16 protein-coding genes are annotated in these 15,887 nt (G+C 56.9%); 7 read left to right on the top strand and 9 right to left on the bottom strand.

The features are described 5' to 3' along the window. Position 1: 1 nt before the first annotated feature. Positions 2-568 (bottom strand): hypothetical protein, encoded by a 567-nt coding sequence (locus FS819_RS03155; RefSeq protein WP_156550457.1) that lies wholly within the window; start codon positions 566-568, stop codon positions 2-4. Between the two features lie 208 nt (positions 569-776). Between FS819_RS03155 and FS819_RS03160 the strand changes: the two genes are divergently transcribed. After that, complete coding sequence (locus tag FS819_RS03160; RefSeq protein ID WP_409050130.1) at positions 777-1,610, top strand: L,D-transpeptidase; 834 nt, start codon at positions 777-779, stop codon at positions 1,608-1,610. A gap of 192 nt (positions 1,611-1,802) precedes the next feature. After that, positions 1,803-2,516, top strand: a complete 714-nt coding sequence (locus FS819_RS03165; RefSeq protein WP_156550458.1) for a L,D-transpeptidase — start codon at positions 1,803-1,805, stop codon at positions 2,514-2,516. A 3-nt stretch (positions 2,517-2,519) separates the two neighbouring features. On the opposite strand, the gene FS819_RS03170 is transcribed toward FS819_RS03165, so the two are convergent. Beyond that, positions 2,520-2,966, bottom strand: coding sequence for a MarR family winged helix-turn-helix transcriptional regulator (locus FS819_RS03170; protein ID WP_156550459.1), 447 nt, complete (start codon positions 2,964-2,966; stop codon positions 2,520-2,522). A gap of 182 nt (positions 2,967-3,148) precedes the next feature. On the opposite strand from FS819_RS03170, the gene FS819_RS03175 reads away from it, so the two are divergent. The 4 genes from FS819_RS03175 (at position 3,149) to FS819_RS03190 (ending at position 6,617) form a co-directional block, all read left to right on the top strand. Further along, positions 3,149-3,571 (top strand): organic hydroperoxide resistance protein, encoded by a 423-nt coding sequence (locus FS819_RS03175; protein WP_015915272.1) that lies wholly within the window; start codon positions 3,149-3,151, stop codon positions 3,569-3,571. Between the two features lie 198 nt (positions 3,572-3,769). Continuing rightward, positions 3,770-4,699: a DUF4238 domain-containing protein gene (locus tag FS819_RS03180; RefSeq protein WP_156550460.1), complete on the top strand. Its 930-nt coding sequence runs from the start codon at positions 3,770-3,772 to the stop codon at positions 4,697-4,699. Between the two features lie 305 nt (positions 4,700-5,004). After that, positions 5,005-6,057: a sensor histidine kinase gene (locus FS819_RS03185; protein ID WP_156550461.1), complete on the top strand. Its 1,053-nt coding sequence runs from the start codon at positions 5,005-5,007 to the stop codon at positions 6,055-6,057. A 167-nt stretch (positions 6,058-6,224) separates the two neighbouring features. After that, positions 6,225-6,617 carry a response regulator gene (locus tag FS819_RS03190; protein WP_156550462.1) on the top strand — a complete coding sequence of 131 codons (393 nt, stop codon included), beginning with the start codon at positions 6,225-6,227 and terminating at the stop codon, positions 6,615-6,617. A 258-nt stretch (positions 6,618-6,875) separates the two neighbouring features. Here the strand turns inward: FS819_RS03190 and FS819_RS03195 are convergent, their stop codons facing one another. The 4 genes from FS819_RS03195 to FS819_RS03210 all read right to left on the bottom strand — a co-directional run bounded on the left by FS819_RS03195 (position 6,876) and on the right by FS819_RS03210 (position 9,490). After that, entirely contained in the window at positions 6,876-7,085 is a 210-nt protein-coding gene (locus tag FS819_RS03195; RefSeq protein ID WP_156533973.1) for a hypothetical protein, read from the bottom strand. A gap of 32 nt (positions 7,086-7,117) precedes the next feature. Further along, positions 7,118-7,780, bottom strand: a complete 663-nt coding sequence (locus tag FS819_RS03200; RefSeq protein WP_156550463.1) for an acyl-homoserine-lactone synthase — start codon at positions 7,778-7,780, stop codon at positions 7,118-7,120. 105 nt (positions 7,781-7,885) lie between these two features. After that, entirely contained in the window at positions 7,886-8,620 is a 735-nt protein-coding gene (locus tag FS819_RS03205; RefSeq protein WP_156533969.1) for a helix-turn-helix transcriptional regulator, read from the bottom strand. A gap of 282 nt (positions 8,621-8,902) precedes the next feature. Further along, entirely contained in the window at positions 8,903-9,490 is a 588-nt protein-coding gene (locus FS819_RS03210) for an AAA family ATPase (protein WP_156550464.1), read from the bottom strand. A gap of 195 nt (positions 9,491-9,685) precedes the next feature. Here FS819_RS03210 and FS819_RS03215 point away from each other — a divergent pair, with 195 nt between their 5' ends. Beyond that, positions 9,686-10,414, top strand: coding sequence for a class I SAM-dependent methyltransferase (locus tag FS819_RS03215; protein ID WP_156550465.1), 729 nt, complete (start codon positions 9,686-9,688; stop codon positions 10,412-10,414). An 18-nt stretch (positions 10,415-10,432) separates the two neighbouring features. Here the strand turns inward: FS819_RS03215 and FS819_RS03220 are convergent, their stop codons facing one another. The 3 genes from FS819_RS03220 to FS819_RS03230 all read right to left on the bottom strand — a co-directional run bounded on the left by FS819_RS03220 (position 10,433) and on the right by FS819_RS03230 (position 15,711). Continuing rightward, complete coding sequence (locus tag FS819_RS03220) at positions 10,433-10,969, bottom strand: orotate phosphoribosyltransferase (RefSeq protein WP_156550466.1); 537 nt, start codon at positions 10,967-10,969, stop codon at positions 10,433-10,435. A gap of 165 nt (positions 10,970-11,134) precedes the next feature. Next, positions 11,135-13,318, bottom strand: a complete 2,184-nt coding sequence (locus tag FS819_RS03225) for a methyl-accepting chemotaxis protein (RefSeq protein WP_156550467.1) — start codon at positions 13,316-13,318, stop codon at positions 11,135-11,137. Positions 13,319-13,524: 206 nt separating this feature from the next. Then, positions 13,525-15,711, bottom strand: coding sequence for a methyl-accepting chemotaxis protein (locus tag FS819_RS03230; protein WP_156550468.1), 2,187 nt, complete (start codon positions 15,709-15,711; stop codon positions 13,525-13,527). Between the last annotated feature and the right edge of the window lie 176 nt (positions 15,712-15,887).

Below are 15,887 nucleotides of genomic sequence, written 5' to 3' on the forward strand. Positions count from 1 at the left end.
ATCAGGCGGCTGTGGATTGCACTTGCGATGGCTGCACAGCGCTGGCGGCTGACATGGCCGATCCACTCGCTTGCGCCCCATTCGCCTCTTCATCGGATGACAGCAAGCCCTCTTGCAGGCTTTCACCGGAACTGGTCATCATCATCCGATCCACCAGCGCATCGCTGCTGAACATCGTGCTCATCAGTTCGCTGGTCAGGCTTTTGTCGCCGCTTTCGACAGAGCTTGCGGTGAGTTTGCCGCCGTGTTTTTCCATGATGGCGGCGGCGCGTTCTTCCGGGGTATCAAGGTTTTCCCAATCGATACCCTCACCCCATTCCGAAAAGTCGGTTCCCTGTTCGTACGGATTGTATCTGGAGCCGCCTTCATTGTAGAGCGTTACAGTTCCTGTGCTGAGATGCAATACGCCCCATACGGTGGCTGGTTCGCTGTCGGTATCTTCTGCGGGAAGATCTTCCAGCGTTGTGTATTCGGTTTCGTAAAAATCGTCTGGCAGCTTCGGCGTCTGCTTCGTTTGATAAACGGTGCTGGATGATGTCGTGGTGGTGGATGAAATTGTTGCGCTCAACTCGACCTCCGGCTTTAATTTTTAATCGAATTATCAATCAAAGCTTGCGTGTAACTTTCTATCTTTGATTGCATATTGGTGTTTCGTCATGGTGATTGAGGCGACGACATCATCATTTTCGATTTGCTCAAAGCTCATCCCTTCACCAGCTTCGCGCCAGCCGCGTCTGTCAGTCTCGTGGCAATCTCGAACCAGGCCAGGTTGCGCAATGTCGTCTACTGTTTTTGTCCGCCCGTTTTCCCGTGTTGCTCGTGCCCTGTTGGCAGGGCTTGGCTGCCTGTCGCTGTCTGTGCTTGGCGGCTGCTATTTCGTGACGGATACGCAGCGGATGAATACGGAAGTGTTTGCGGCCCAGACCGCGCCGACCTGGAACCAGTCGATGGCCGCGCCGCCGACGGAAAAGCCCAATAAATTCCTCGGCCTGTTCAAGACGCCTTTCCACCAGACCTATGGGATGCCAGCAGCCGAGCCCTATGTTTCGCCGTTTGCGACGCCAATGCAGAAGGCGATTTATGGACAGATGAGCGATGACGGCCATACGCTGACTGCCATTCCGCTCGACCGGGTGGACAAGCGCTTCCTGCGGCAGGAGGTTGATTATCCGACCACGGAACGGCCCGGCACCATCGTGGTCGATACCAAGGCGCATTATCTCTATCTGGTTGAGGCCAATGGCCGGGCAATGCGCTATGGCGTTGGCCTCGGCAAGCAGGGTTTTGCCTGGCAGGGCAGGGGCGTTATCCAGTTCAAGAAGACCTGGCCGCGCTGGACCCCAAGCGACGACATGGTCGAGCGCCAGCCCGACATGCGCCAGTTTGCCGCCGCGCAAGGCGGGCTGGAGCCGGGCCTGCGCAATCCGCTCGGCGCGCGCGCGCTGTATATCTTCCAGAATGGCCGCGATACGCTTTACCGCATCCATGGCACGCCCGATTGGCAATCCGTCGGCAAGGCCGTTTCGTCAGGTTGCGTGCGGATGTTCAATCAGGATGTGATTGATCTTTATTCCCGTGTGCGGGACAAAGCGGAGATCGTGGTTATGTAAGGTGTAGGCAGCCACGGTCGAGGCTCCGCCTACCGGCCTGTTGCCTGAACGACACGCAATGGCGCAAATGTGAACGTGTGTGTGCGCTATTGGCGGTGAAATTCGGGTAAATCGCTGTAGATAGGATCTTGCGGAACAAAACCGTGCAGCGTGCGTTTGTGCGCTGCTGACCAGCAGGATGTACCACCGTATATGACAAGCCCCGATTTTTCCCGCCGTGCCTTTCTCTCTTTTTCCGGCCTTGGAGCGGCAGCGCTTCTGTCCAGTTGCGCTTCGTCCTATCGCCCCCCGGTGTATGACCAGGGTTCGCTGGGCGGTATGGTGCAGCCCACGGGACCCATGGCGCCATCCACGCCGGAACTGGACGCCATGTATGGCGAAGTGGTCGATGGCGGCTTCGTCATTCCGGCCATTCCCTACCAGCAGATTCCGCCGCGCTACTATCGCCAGCGGGTTAGCGATCCGACCGGCTATCCGGCGGGCTCCATCGTTGTCGATACGCCCAACCGCTTCCTCTATCTGGTGGAACAGGGCGGCACCGCCATGCGCTACGGCGTCGGCATTGGCCGCGAGGGCTTTGCCTGGCAGGGCGAAGGCGTGATCCAATGGCGGCAGAAATGGCCAAAATGGACGCCGCCGGATGAAATGGTCGCCCGCCAGCCGCAGCTTGCCAAATATTCCTCCGCCAATGGCGGCATGGCACCTGGCCTGATGAACCCGCTGGGCGCGCGCGCGCTCTACATCTTCCAGAACGGTCAGGACACGCTCTACCGTCTGCATGGTTCGCCGGAATGGAACTCCATCGGCAAGGCGATGTCGTCGGGCTGTGTGCGGTTGATGAACCAAGACATTATCGACCTCTATGACCGCGTGCCGAACAAGGCGCGGATCATCGTCCTGCAATAGGGATCAAGAGTCCTGCGCGGCGGCATTCAGCTTGCCGCGCAAATCCTGCAATTGATCGCGCAGCGCCGCGATTTCTTCCAGGCTACAGCCGGTCGCAGAGCCGATAGCCGCCATCACGTCCACAGCCTTGTCCTGCAGGGCGGCGCCCGTGGGGGTGAGTGAGACGGTCACCTGCCGCTCATCCTGGCTTTGGCGTTGGCGGGTGACGTAGCCCGCCTGTTCCAGCCGTTTCAACAGTGGCGACAGCGTGCCGCTGTCCAGCCCCAGCCGCTCCCCCAGCGCCTTGACCGCCAGATGGTCGGTTTCCCACAGCACCATCATCACAAGATATTGCGGATAGGTCAGGCCCAGCGGCTCCAGCAGCGGCTTGTAAGTGCGCGTCAGCGCCAGCGATGCGCCGTAAAGCGCAAAGCAGAGCTGCTTGTCCAGCACCAGATCCGTCTTGTCCATCGGCCTTATCCTTCATGCAGGTGAGAACACATTCTCCCAGCCTTGTCATAAAAATGCAATGTGCAAAAAACAATTGCGTACAATTGAATTGCGTGATACTAACAATACAGACACAGCGGCTGGCACACTGTTCCGGCCTTCAAACAACCAAAACGCCCAGTTTTCAAAAAGGAGAGACTCTCATGGCTATTCTCTACACAACCAAGGCATCTGCAACCGGTGGTCGCGAAGGCCGCGCCGTCAGCGAAAACGGCGTTCTGGATGTAACGCTGACGACACCGAAGGAATTGGGCGGCAATGGCGCCACCGGCACCAATCCCGAACAGCTGTTTGCTGCTGGCTATTCCGCCTGCTTCCTCGGCGCGCTGAAGTTTGCCGCTGGCCAGCAGAAGGTCAAGGTGCCTGAAGACGCCAAGGTCACCGCCACGGTTGGCATCGGCCCCCGCGAAGACGGCACCGGCTTCGGCATCGAAGTCTCCATCAGCGTTGATCTGCCAGGCATCGACCGCGAAACCGGCGAAAAGCTCGTCGCCGCTGCCCACATCGTCTGCCCCTACAGCCACGCCATGCGCACGGCAACAGAAGTATCCGCTACGCTGGCCTGAGGCTGGGGTAAAGGATAGGCGAAAGGCCGGTCTGGCGGGGCCGGCCTTTTGTCGTTTGGGGGAGGGGCAAACGTGTCACTCTCTTGAGGTCCGCTTTGCGCCAAGAGCGGTCATCGCGGCGAATACGCGCTTATAATCTAGCTGTGGGCTAACAGGTGCAGCTCTTCCTTCTGCAACGCAACGGTGCATAATCTTGGCATGAACCAGCCGATTCAAAACACCGCCGATGCCCACCATTACATCCCAAAATTCTATACGAAGCGATGGACGACAAACGGCCTGCTCACGATATACAAGCTGACGGAAAATGGTCTGCATATCCGGGAGGGCTCGCCTAAATCGACGGGCTATCTTAGTAAGCTTTACTCCATGAATAGCGTGCCACCTAAGGAGGCAGCAGACATCGAGAAGGAGTTCTTTGCGCCAGCTGACACTGTTGCCGAGAAGGCAATGCATGCCCTCGGCAGCGGTCGCACGATATGCAAGGACAACTTCCGCGAGGCGTGGGCTCAGTATATCGTTGGCTTGCTTATCAGGTGTCCGGAGGACTTAGAGCTGATGCGAGAGAACTGGCTTAAATATGTGGTGGATGTGCCCGCGCATTGGGAGCTTGCCTATGAGGAGACGAGAGAGCCGGGCGAGCCAGCGACGTTGGCTGACAAAATCAAGCTGATGACACCCGCTGCAGAAGAGAAGTCGATGTTCCGGGCGTACCTCAACCTCTTCAATCATCAGAACGTGCTAAAATTTGTGAAGAAGATGCGCTGGTGCGTAAGGGATGTGAGTGACGCTAACCAGAAGCTACTAACGTCGGATCGACCCGTCATCCGCACAAACGGACTCCAACAGACAGGCGGGCATATCGCGCTCGCAATCGGGCCTACTAAGCTCTTTCTTGCCGCGCGGGACATCCCGACCATGAACAACCTTAAAAGTATGACACCTAATGCTGTCGTCAGGAACTATAACAAACAGGTCGTTGAGGGTTCCGGCGGGTTTGTCTATGCCGCTGACCGTAGCCAGACAACCTTCGTAAAAAGATGGATTGGAACCAATCCCCAGCGTCGCATCGCTCACGGTTTCTTCGACAAGCAGCGCGTAGTTAGGATAATTGACAAGGATATGTAGGCCGCCACTGAGGGTATCCGCCCAAGAAGCTTTGACTTGTCCGCTTCGCGCCAATGACTGACACACGGCCCTACCACGCCGGAGCAGCTCGGCTCTTAGAAACGGACCAGACGACGTTGCATGATCGAAAGGTGCGCTTGTCCCGAACCCTTTGACCGTGAGCGCTCAAGTTGGGCGATTTGATGCAACAACCCCGCGGCAGGCGTGTTACAGTGACAGCGTTGGACTTGACCCCATCGATTTTCCGACGCTGCCTGCCGAGTCATGGCTTGCTCCGCAAGTCTTCGGCCCTCGAAAGCTCGTTCATGCCACAGATACCGACGGTCCGTTTAGAAGCGGCGAGCACGCTTGCCGTGGTTGTGTCTTCCAACGAACCGTTGTTGTTTCTGTCTGACGACCTTAAAATCATTGCAGCAAGCACATCGTTTTGCCGGGCTTTTGAGATCGACCCCACCTCCGTCTCCGGTAGGCACCTCGGCGAACTTGGCAGCGGGGAATGGGCGATGCCCAGGCTTTTGTCGCTGTTGAGGGCGACTGCGACCGGCAGTGCGAGCATCGATGCCTACGAGCTCGACCTGAAGCGAGCAAACCAGAAAACGCGGCGGTTGGTCGTCAATGCACGAACGCTCGATGATGGCGACCTCGACCATATTCGCCTGCTTCTGGCCATAACCGACGTGACCGACATGCGCGCCGAAGCGCGTCTGAAAGACGATCTGGTGCGTGACAAGGCCATTCTGTTGCAGGAGGTTCAGCATAGGGTCGCCAACAGTTTGCAGATCATCGCCAGCGTCCTGATGCAGAGCGCACGTCGCGTTCAGTCGGAGGAGGCACGCGGACATCTGCACGATGCCCGTCAACGCATCATGTCTATCGCCGCGCTGCAACGGCAGCTTTCCGCATCCCCCGGCGGCAGTGTTGAACTCAGTGCCTACTTCACGCAATTGTGCCAAAGCCTCGGTGCATCGATGATCGCCGACCCCGAGAGGCTATCGATCCAGGTGACGGTTGACGATAGTACGGTGGATGCGGACGTCTCGATAAGTCTGGGGCTCATCGTAACCGAACTGGTGATCAATGCTCTTAAGCATGCCTTTCCAGACGGGCGGGCCGGGACGATCGTCATCGACTATCGATCGGCTGGCAAGGACTGGACGCTTACCATTACCGACAACGGCATAGGAATGCCGGTGGGCAGCGATGCACCCAAGGCGGGATTGGGGACGGGTATTGTGGAGGCGCTCGTGAAGAATATGAACGGTGAGATTACGGTGAGCAGCGCGGAGCCAGGTACGGTGGTTACGATCAGTCATCGGGACGCATCGGACCTCCAGGCCGACTTTTCTCCAGCGGCATAGGAACAAAACGGCTCCCCAAAACGCTAACGGTGTTGTGCAGAAAAACGGCATTGTAGGACGCATAAAATTTTGTTTTCGCATCGTATTTTTCGAAAACTGCTTTCCACTTTTCCGAAAAAACTCTAAAGGCCGCGGCATTGTGGCTAGCCTCATAGATCGAGTGAACAATGAAGAACGGCAGACCGGTTATCCTGGTCGTGGAAGACAGCCCGTTGATCCGAATGGGTGCCATCGATCTTGTCAAATCGGCGGGCTACGAAGCGCTGGAGGCTGGCGACGCTGACGAGGCAATCCGCGTCCTGGAATCGCGAGATGACATTGACCTTGTGTTCACCGATGTTCAGATGCCGGGGACGATGGACGGTATCAAATTGTCCCACTACATCCGTGATCGTTGGCCGCCGGTGAAGCTGATCGTCACATCCGGTGCTGCCATTATCAAGGAAAGTATGTTGCCTGGTGGAAGTCGCTTCTTCTCAAAACCCTATGACGAACTCACCATTACCGAGGCAATGGCACAGCTGCTTTTGAGCGAAGATCCACACGCCGGTATCACCTGAAGCCTAGCAGGAAAATGAAGGCGAGAGGAAGTTTCGATAACGTCCGGAACGACATCCGCCTCTGGCTGAAAGCGGAAGAACTGGCCTCTCTATAAGCCGATCTCCCACTGCACCCCCATTTACTGCATGTTTCCTTAAATCGGCATCGATTTAAGGAGAAAATTACGAAGTGGATATCAAGCGCTACAGCGAACCCGTGTGCGCTATACAGAGCACCCGGCGCGGCCCCCTTGGAAGCAGAGACTAAAACTAAAACACCTAGAGAACGAACGACATGCCCCGATATTCATCCTCTATTCCGGAACTGGCCAGGAATAGCATGTTGATCAGATGGTCTATAAGATACAGTTCCTCGTGAACCTGTGTACGCGCGTCAGCTGCTTCCTTGATCAGCCGTTTCATCATGAGGGCATGATCGGCAATTTTGGCTTTGAGAATAGCGACATCTGCAGGATCATTCGGTTTCATTGCAAAACTCCGCATTATTCGATATTCTTCGCTCAGGCAGCAACGGCGAAAGCAGGCGTAAATTCCGGGTTCGGTACGTCGCGTGAGAAGAGCGGTTCATGAACCTTCAAGGCATGGCGCATGTTTTCACGGCCCTGATGGTTAATTTCGAATGTTCCGCAGCAGACGGGATACTTTCCGTAGCCATCGGCCCTGCCGATTTCCAGCACATCGGCGCCTGCCCGATCATAGATTTTCTTTAGACGTGGTTCGTAATTGGCAACGATTGCCTTGATGCCGTGCGCCAAGGCGCATTCGTAAACGGTAAGAAGCATAATACCGAAGGCCCTGGCGACAGGTAGGTCTGGATGGTCTTTTGCCAGCACATCTTCGTCGATGCACAGTCGCGTGCCTTCCCAAATCCCAGGAGCGACCAAATTCACAGTCTTGGGGAATGTCGAGCGGAACGTATCATAGAGAAGGGTCGGCCCGGTGGTCGGCATGAGGCGCATCGAACCATAAAGGCGCTGCCCATCTTTACTGCACCAGACAACATAGGCAGGACCGTATGTATCGTAAATATCGTATTCTTTGTCTTGCGAGCAACATACATCCCATTTCAACGTGTCTTGAAATACACGTTTACGGAGTTTGAACATTTGCTCCATGAGAGGTTGATGATGATCGTAATTGTGAGCTTGTAAAGAAAAGAACATTGAAGCCTCCGTCGTGAGATACTGGAAGGATCATCGCTCGATTGATTAAAATTATAAGTCCCATGGTCATGTTAACTCGAAAGGACTAGTACATATGTGGTATGACTAGCCCTTGATCAGCCTTAAGGTCATTGCCTTCGCAACGGCCTGAGCCAAGGTCGCGCAATCCAATTTCGACCTGGCTGAACGCATGTAAGTCCGGACGGTATGCTCGGAAATGCCAAGAATGACGGCGATCCCGGCAGCTTCTTTGCCTTGGCCGACCCAATAGAGTGTTTCCAATTCTCGTGGGCTTATTTGTGGCGCTGGGTCTTTATCGCCATACATTTCTTCAATGGCTTGCTTGTGGATGAGATGCGCTAGTTCGCTCCATTCTGACTGATAGAGATTCACATATTCTTCCCATTCCGTAAAATCCGGCGAAAAGTTGAGCGAAAGCAGTGCCCGTCGACCGGCACGATCAATGATCGGAATGGAATAGCCGGTGCCGCCGAGGCCGTGGGCTTCGAATTCAGTAAAAAGAGCGGACGACTCGGGTTTGACTTCAATCTCCGCCCAGCGGAACGGCAACATTCGTTTGGTTCCTTCCTGAACCACCGGGTCTATAGCGGCGTAACCCTGGATGATGTAACGTCCGATCCAGGCATCCGGATAGGTTGTCTTCACGAATGGTGCATCGACAGTCATCTTACCCAGCACGGTATGGGCGTGGTGATAAGTCACATGGGCCAGGGCTGAATAGTTGTCACGCAAGATCAATACCGCGAGACTGGTGTTTCGGCTTAACTTGATCTGATTAAATGTCTTTTCAAAAAGGCTTTGGTCATGGTCAATGCGCATCGGTAAACCCACGATTCAAGGGGGTAAAGTGTCCTTATAAGCTCATTGCGAGCGGGCTGTCTCGCATATTTGTGGGATATGACGAAAGCTTTTCGAAGTGTTATCCTCGCGCCATGTCCAGAAAGATTTTGACAATTCTCAATGAAGAGCAGCCTAGCATCGGCCAGGCCATCCAAGCCTTGAAAATCTATGGTGACTTGGCTGGGGCAGAAGCACTCGTTCGAGCCATGATCGCCGAACGGACTGAGAATCACACCAATGCCCTATTCTGGGTAAGCGTCTTCATGGCAATTTCTTCCACTGGTGATCCGGCAGGACGTCATACTCTCCCTTAGGGGGTGAGTGATCACCTCCACACCCCAGCAAAATCAGCTCGACAACCGCCTCAACCGGCACCATCGCATCAATAACCGTCGCATTCTCGGTAATATCCTCCCACGTTGCATGCAACCGCATAATCAGATCCCGCTCGGCTTGTTTTCCGCCGAACTCGTCTTCGGGTCTGCTGGCCAACCGGTTTTTCAGGGTGTGTTGATCGACGTCGAGAACGAAGACCCCGTCAAAAAGCTCGATAAACCGATGGAAATTGCGGGAGCCGCCGCAGAAGAAGGAGATCGGGTGGTTGTGGTCGGCAATCAGCGCTTTGACCTTGCTGACATCCCACAGGTGGTGCCTGTGTCCGAAAGCTACATCCGCAAGACCCGGCGCCAGTGTGGACGCATCCAGCGGTTCGCCGGTTTCGGGGTCGCCCTGGTAGGCCAGTTCACGATCACCGTGAATGACGTGGTAGCCGCGCCGTTGCAGTTCGGTGGCGACGGAGGTCTTGCCGGTTCCTGAAACGCCTTCGATCAGAATATTGCGCTGGCCCATGCTTGCATCCCTTCGTTCATCAATGTGGCGGTGATTGTTTTGAAACATCGCCCGGCTGCTGCTTCGGTTCAGTTTCATACAAGCCAGAACTGGCACATCAGGTTGTGCAATTTATTGGCTCCTCCATGACCGCAAAGCGGAGAGGGTCAGTCTTGGCCTGGATCGGGCGATCTCCAGGCGAGGAAATTGGAAAACATGTTCAGACGCAATCATCAAGGCCCTGCCTACCGTGACTTCATTGCCGCGATTGCTGGCAAGAAACAGGCGCGCGGCTATCTCGAAGTCGGGGTCCGGGATGGCGGCACGCTGTCGGGGATCGGATGCGAGGCCATCGGCGTCGATCTGGAGTTCAAGATCCGCTACGACATACTCGCCAACAAGAGTGCGGTTCATCTCTACAGCATGACCAGCGACGTATTTTTCCGCGAACATGATCCGCGCGTGATCCTGGGACGGTCGCCGGACGTGATTTTTCTCGATGGCCTGCACCAGTTCGAATATCTGCTGCGCGATTTCATCAACAGCGAGCGGATCGCCCACCGCGACACGGTTGTCATGCTGGATGATTGCCTGCCGATCAACGCGGAAATGACCGAGCGCGTCTTTAACATGGCTGGCCGGCTTGACCGCGACAATGCCCCGTCCTGGACCGGCGATGTCTGGAAAATCATCCCGATCCTCAAGATCTACCGGCCAGACCTGCATATCACCCTCGTTGATACCCAGCCGACCGGCACCGTTTGTGTCACCAATCTCGATCCGGATTCAACCGTGCTGCGGGACCACTACTACCAGATCATCCAGGCGTATATTTTAGAGATGATGGACGATGCCGCAATCGAGCGGTTTTACGACAGCAACCCGGTCGCCTCGGGCGAGGTGATCTTGAGCGATTTCAACGCCTCGATCTTCGTCGGCCCTTAACCGGCCCAAGGTTCGGGATCACTTCTCCAGATCAGCCATGGTGAAAACCGGAAATACCGCAAGGTCGGGCGCGTTTGTGATATGAGGACTGCCGTTCCCACGCCAGATTGCGCAAACCACGGCAAGAATGTCTGCTTGCTCTGCCAAGGCCAATCGATGCGCATCGGCGACGGCGCCGCCTGTGGTGATCACGTCCTCTATGAAGGTGATGCGCCGGCCCCTGACGTCCTGTCCTTCTATGGCGCGGCAGGTTCCATAGGTTTTTGCCTCTTTACGGACAAAGGCGGCGGGAAGTCCTGTTTCCAACGATATTGCCGTGACAAGCGGAATCCCGCCGAGTTCCAGACCAGCAAGGATTTCGGTTCCGGGTGGAAGCAGGGAGGCCATGGCCTTGGCCAGTTCTCTCAAGAGAACCGGGTTTCCCTCGAAGCGATATTTATCAAAATACCGGTTGGAGACCTGGCCGGAGCGCAACACGAATTCGCCCTCCAGCGTCGCCGTTGCTGCTATCTGTCTGGCGAGTTCCGCCAACGGGGAGGGCGTATTTCCGGTCATTTCCGGCCTCTCTGAACCTGTCGTAAATGCCGGATGGCTACACCGATTATGCGCATGCAACAAGTGGAAGTTGCTGGATGTGCGCGTCCGTTATCATTTGAATACATGATGCAGTGCCGAGCAAAAAGGGCAGGGGGCAGCATTGCCGCCCCCTTATTTCATCCCTCAAGACGCCATCGCATAGCGTTGCTGGCCATAGCTTCCGGCATTGGTGCGGAAGCGCTGGACCATCTGGGCGAGATGTTCGGTTTCCTGGGTCAGGCTCTGGGCCGCTGCGGTGGTTTGCTCCACCATGGCGGCGTTCTGCTGGGTGACCTTGTCCATCTGGTCGCCAGCGGCGGTGACTTCGCGTAGCGAGGTCGCCTGTTCGCGGGCGGCGTTGGCGATGTCGGTGATGGTGGTGCTCATCTCGACCACCTGCTCGACGATTTCCTTCAGCGAAGTGCCGGATGCGGTGACGAGGCCGACGCCGGTCTCGACTTGCGCGCTTGAGGTGGAGATCAGCGCCTTGATCTCCTTGGCGGCATTGGCGGACCGCTGGGCGAGTTCGCGCACTTCCTGGGCAACCACCGCAAAACCCTTACCGGCTTCACCAGCGCGGGCAGCTTCCACACCGGCGTTCAGGGCCAGAAGATTGGTTTGGAAGGCGATCTCATCGATGACGCCGATAATGTTGCCGATCTTTTCCGATGAGCCCTGGATGGCAGTCATCGCTTCCACAGCCCGGGCAACGATGTCGCCGCCCTTGGCGGCATTGTCGCGGGCGGCGGTAACGGCATGTTGGGCGCGGCCTGCGCCTTCGGCGGTGCCGTTGACGCCGCGCGACACATCGCCGAGCGCTGCAATGGTTTCTTCCAGCGAGGCGGCCTGCTGTTCGGTACGGCGTGCCAGATCGTTGGAGGCGGCGGAGATTTCGCCAAGGCCGGAACGGATCGTGCTGACGGTGGAAACCACCGAGCCCATCGCGTCTTCAAGCGCTGCGACCGAGGTGTTGAAATTCTGGCGGATCGCCTCGAATTCCGGTGCGACATGAGTGTTCATCCGCACGGTCAGGTCGCCCGCGGCCAGCGCGTCGAAGCCTGCCTGCACCTGCTGGACGAAATGGCGCAGATCTTCCGCCTTGGCCAGTTCCAGTGCGGTCTGGCGCTCTCGGTCGCTCTCGACGCTGGCCCTGAGCTTTTCCTGTTCCGCCTGCACGGACCGGCCATTGGCGAGATCAAGGCGGAAACTGTCGAGGGCCGAGGCCAGCATGCCGAATTCGTCGCTGCGGGTCTTGCCGGTCACGTCCGTCTGGTAATCGCCACCGCCCATGCGGCGCACGGCTTCCACCACGTCGCCCAGCGGGCGGCGCACGATGAGGATGGAAACGCCGTAGATCATCACCAGGGCAATGACCAGCAGGACCAGCCCGCTGATGGCGGTGGAGGTCACCTGCGCAACGACCGGTTCGGAAAAGGTTTTGGCGGGAACATCGAGAACGGCGGCCCAGGTCTTGTTCATGCCCGGCGCTGTGAAGGGAAAGACCAGTCGTGTCGCACCGTCAGGCAAACCGTGAAGGATGCGCATCCTGCCATCGGCAAGGGCGGCCTTGACATCGGCGGCACCCGTGTCGCCATAGGGCTTCATCAGCGTGTCCTTATCAGGATGCACCAGCCAGTTGCCGTTGTCTGCCACCAGCATGACACGGCCGCCATCAAATGGGGTCATGGCGCTGATCGAGGCGGAAAGATCGCCCAGCTGCACATCCACACCGGCAAGACCAATGATCTTGCCCTTGACGATGACGGGGGTTGAAACCGAGGTCAAAAGCTTGCCGGTGGTGGAAATATACGGTTGGGTAATCAACCCCTTGCCGGTTGACAAGGGTTCCGCATACCATTGGTCGGCGGTCTTGGTGACCCAGGTGGAAAACTCCAGGTTACCGCTATCATCCTTGGTCCAGTAAGCCGCAAAAATCCCCACCTTGTTGCTGCCCTCGGTGCCTTGCAGTTTCAGCTCCTGCGGGGCTTCCGGCACTTCAGTCATCCAGGCGCCGAACATGGTTTTGTAATGGGTCGGAACGCCCTTCAACAGCGCAATCACATCGGTTCGGTTGCGTGAGCCGTTTTCGATCAGGCCGGACAGGCTGCCAGCCACACTGGTTCCGGCAGACACCACATCGGTGATCTGCACGGCCACCTGATTGGCGACCGAGGCCGCCTTTTCGGAGGCGAGCGCCACCACCTGATCATTGACGCGCTTGCTGGTTTCCCAGCCGCTCAATGCCGTATAGGAGGCGATGAGCGCCGCCATCGCGGCACCTGCCGCCAGCATCAGTTTTCCTGAAACAGTCCCTACCTGTATACTCATTGCAACCAGCCCCTCGGTTTGCCGAATTTTGGCTAAGGTTGCATAGAGATTCTAACGAAAGTCTAAGGCTGCACCCCGATTGCTGGGCCGCACCCACCTTTTTTGTGAAAAAAATATTCCACTGGCGAAACCAAGAAAGCGAAATGCCGCCGAGTAATCCGGCGGCATTTATCTTCATGCAGATGATCGAAGACCCGATGCCAATCTCACGACGCCTTGGCGTAGCGCTGGGGCTGGCCGGAATTGGCGGAATTGGTCCGGAAACGCCGGACCATATGGGCGAGATTTTCGGTTTCCTGGGCAAGGTTCTGGGCTGCGGCGGTGGTTTCTTCCACCATGGCGGCATTCTGCTGGGTGACCTTGTCCATGACATCGCCCGCATTCGTCACTTCGCGCAGCGATGTAGCCTGTTCGCGGGCCGAATTGGCAATGTCTGTTATTGTCGAACTCATGTTGGCGACCTGATCGACAATCTGTTGCAGCGAGGACCCCGAGGCGCTGACGAGATGGACCCCCGTTTCAACCTGGGCACTGGAGGTGGAGATCAGCGCCTTGATTTCGCGGGCTGCATTGGCGGAGCGCTGGGCGAGTTCGCGCACTTCCTGCGCCACCACGGCAAAACCCTTGCCCGATTCCCCGGCGCGGGCCGCTTCAACCCCGGCGTTCAGCGCCAGGAGATTGGTCTGGAAGGCGATCTCGTCGATAACGCCGATGATATTGCCGATCTTTTCGGATGAGCCCTGGATGGCCGTCATCGCCTCGATGGCGCGGGAGACGATATCTCCGCCCTTGGCGGCATTGTCGCGGGTGGCGGTAACGACCGACTGCGCCCGGCCAGCCCCGTCGGCCGTGCCGTCGATGGCGCGTGACACATCGCCGAGTGCTGCAATGGTTTCTTCCAGCGATGCGGCCTGCTGTTCGGTGCGCCGCGCCAGATCGTTGGAGGCGGACGAGATTTCGCCAAGACCGGACCGGATCGTACCGATTGCGTGGACAACGGCGCCGATCGCCTCCTCAAGGCTTGCCACCGAGGTGTTGAAATTCTGGCGGATTGCTTCGAATTCCGGTGCGACATTGTCCTGCATGCGCACGGTCAGATCGCCTGCGGCCAGGGCATCGAAGCCAGCCTGGACCTGCTGGACAAATTGTAGCAAATCTTCGGCCTTTGCCTTTTCCAGCGCGCTTTGGCGTTCCCGGTCCTGTTCCACGCTTTTGCGTAAGGAATCCTGTTCCTGCTGCACGCGAAGGCCATTGGAGAGTTCGCGGCGGAAATGGTCGAGCGCTGTCGCCAAGGTGCCAAATTCGTCGTGACGTTCCGTTCCGGCAATCGGTTTGTTGTAATCGCCACCGGCCATCACACGCACGTCAGCCACCACATTTGCCAAGGGCCGGCGTACGATCAGCGTCGAGACAAAGTAAATCAGGCAAAGACCGATCGTCAGCATGATCAGGCAACTGGAGGATATGGCGATGATCTGTTCTTTGATCGGGCCTGTGAAGGTCTTTTCCGGAATGTCCAGCACCGTGGCCCAGGTCTTGTTCATGCCGGGGCTGGTAAAGGGAAAGACAATCCGTGTCGCGCCATCCGGCAGGCCATGGATGATGCGCGTCTTGCCATCGGCAAGCGCCGCCTTGACCTCGGCGGCCCCGGTATCGGCATAGTCCTTCATCATCAGGGACTTGTCGGCATTCACAAGCCATTTGCCGTTATCGGCCAGCAGCATGATGCGGCCATCTTCGAAGGGCCGCAAAGCGCTGATTGTCGCGGCGAGATCGTCCAGCTTGATATCGACGCCCGCCAGACCGACAATCTTGCCATTCACCCTTACCGGCAAGGATATCGATGTCAGCAACTGACCGGTGGTCGAGATATAAGGCTGGGTAATCAAGCTCTTGCCGGTTGCCAGAGGTTCGGCATACCATTGATCGGTGGTTTTGATCTCCCAGGTGGAAAATCCCAGCTTGCCGCTATCGTCCTTGGTCCAATAGGCCGTGAACAGACCTTGTTTGTTGGTGCCCTCAGCGCCCTGCAGTTTAAGGTCCGCCGGGACATCAGGCAATTCGGTCATCCATGCGCCAAACATGCTTGGATATTGTGGTGGAATGTTTTTCAGCGCGGCGATGACATCGGCGCGGCTGCCGGCGCCGTTTTCAATCAGTCCCGACAGGCTGGCCGCGACGCTGGTCGCAGAGGAAACCACATTGGTAATATCTGCCGTTACCTGCCTGGAGGCAAGCTCGGCCTTTTGCGTCGCCACGGCGACAATATTGTCGCTCAGTTGCGTTTTGGTGGCAAATATGCCGACAATCGAGAAGCCGCCCAGAGAGATCGTTATCACGACCCCTGCTGCCAGCAGAAGCTTTGCTGAAACCGATTGCACTGGCATTTTCATCAAATGACCCCGACTGGTTGTAAGTCCTACGGAACCGTATCTTTGATTTTCTAAATAAATGCTAATGTTCGGTGTTAAAATCCATATAGCCTGCGAATACCACCATGTATGGCGAGCACACCTGCGTCCAACCTTCAACGCGTTGCAAATATCTCAAATGCATCAGGTGCTTGAGA

This window comes from Allorhizobium sp. Av2, from assembly GCF_021462805.2.
GTDB classification, from domain to species: Bacteria; Pseudomonadota; Alphaproteobacteria; order Rhizobiales; family Rhizobiaceae; genus Allorhizobium; species Allorhizobium vitis_G.

What these genes read in the sequence shown, in the direction of transcription:
- FS819_RS03195 (WP_156533973.1), bottom strand. Translation starts at nt 7,085, where the DNA reads ATGAAACCGAATGATCCTGCAGATGTCGCTATTCTCAAAGCCAAAATT.
- FS819_RS03170 (WP_156550459.1), bottom strand. Translation starts at nt 2,966, where the DNA reads ATGGACAAGACGGATCTGGTGCTGGACAAGCAGCTCTGCTTTGCGCTT.
- FS819_RS03185 (WP_156550461.1), top strand. Translation starts at nt 5,005, where the DNA reads ATGCCACAGATACCGACGGTCCGTTTAGAAGCGGCGAGCACGCTTGCC.
- FS819_RS03175 (WP_015915272.1), top strand. Translation starts at nt 3,149, where the DNA reads ATGGCTATTCTCTACACAACCAAGGCATCTGCAACCGGTGGTCGCGAA.
- FS819_RS03165 (WP_156550458.1), top strand. Translation starts at nt 1,803, where the DNA reads ATGACAAGCCCCGATTTTTCCCGCCGTGCCTTTCTCTCTTTTTCCGGC.
- FS819_RS03200 (WP_156550463.1), bottom strand. Translation starts at nt 7,780, where the DNA reads ATGTTCTTTTCTTTACAAGCTCACAATTACGATCATCATCAACCTCTC.
- FS819_RS03220 (WP_156550466.1), bottom strand. Translation starts at nt 10,969, where the DNA reads ATGACCGGAAATACGCCCTCCCCGTTGGCGGAACTCGCCAGACAGATA.
- FS819_RS03205 (WP_156533969.1), bottom strand. Translation starts at nt 8,620, where the DNA reads ATGCGCATTGACCATGACCAAAGCCTTTTTGAAAAGACATTTAATCAG.
- FS819_RS03160 (WP_409050130.1), top strand. Translation starts at nt 777, where the DNA reads ATGTCGTCTACTGTTTTTGTCCGCCCGTTTTCCCGTGTTGCTCGTGCC.
- FS819_RS03210 (WP_156550464.1), bottom strand. Translation starts at nt 9,490, where the DNA reads ATGGGCCAGCGCAATATTCTGATCGAAGGCGTTTCAGGAACCGGCAAG.
- FS819_RS03180 (WP_156550460.1), top strand. Translation starts at nt 3,770, where the DNA reads ATGAACCAGCCGATTCAAAACACCGCCGATGCCCACCATTACATCCCA.
- FS819_RS03225 (WP_156550467.1), bottom strand. Translation starts at nt 13,318, where the DNA reads ATGAGTATACAGGTAGGGACTGTTTCAGGAAAACTGATGCTGGCGGCA.
- FS819_RS03230 (WP_156550468.1), bottom strand. Translation starts at nt 15,711, where the DNA reads ATGAAAATGCCAGTGCAATCGGTTTCAGCAAAGCTTCTGCTGGCAGCA.
- FS819_RS03190 (WP_156550462.1), top strand. Translation starts at nt 6,225, where the DNA reads ATGAAGAACGGCAGACCGGTTATCCTGGTCGTGGAAGACAGCCCGTTG.
- FS819_RS03215 (WP_156550465.1), top strand. Translation starts at nt 9,686, where the DNA reads ATGTTCAGACGCAATCATCAAGGCCCTGCCTACCGTGACTTCATTGCC.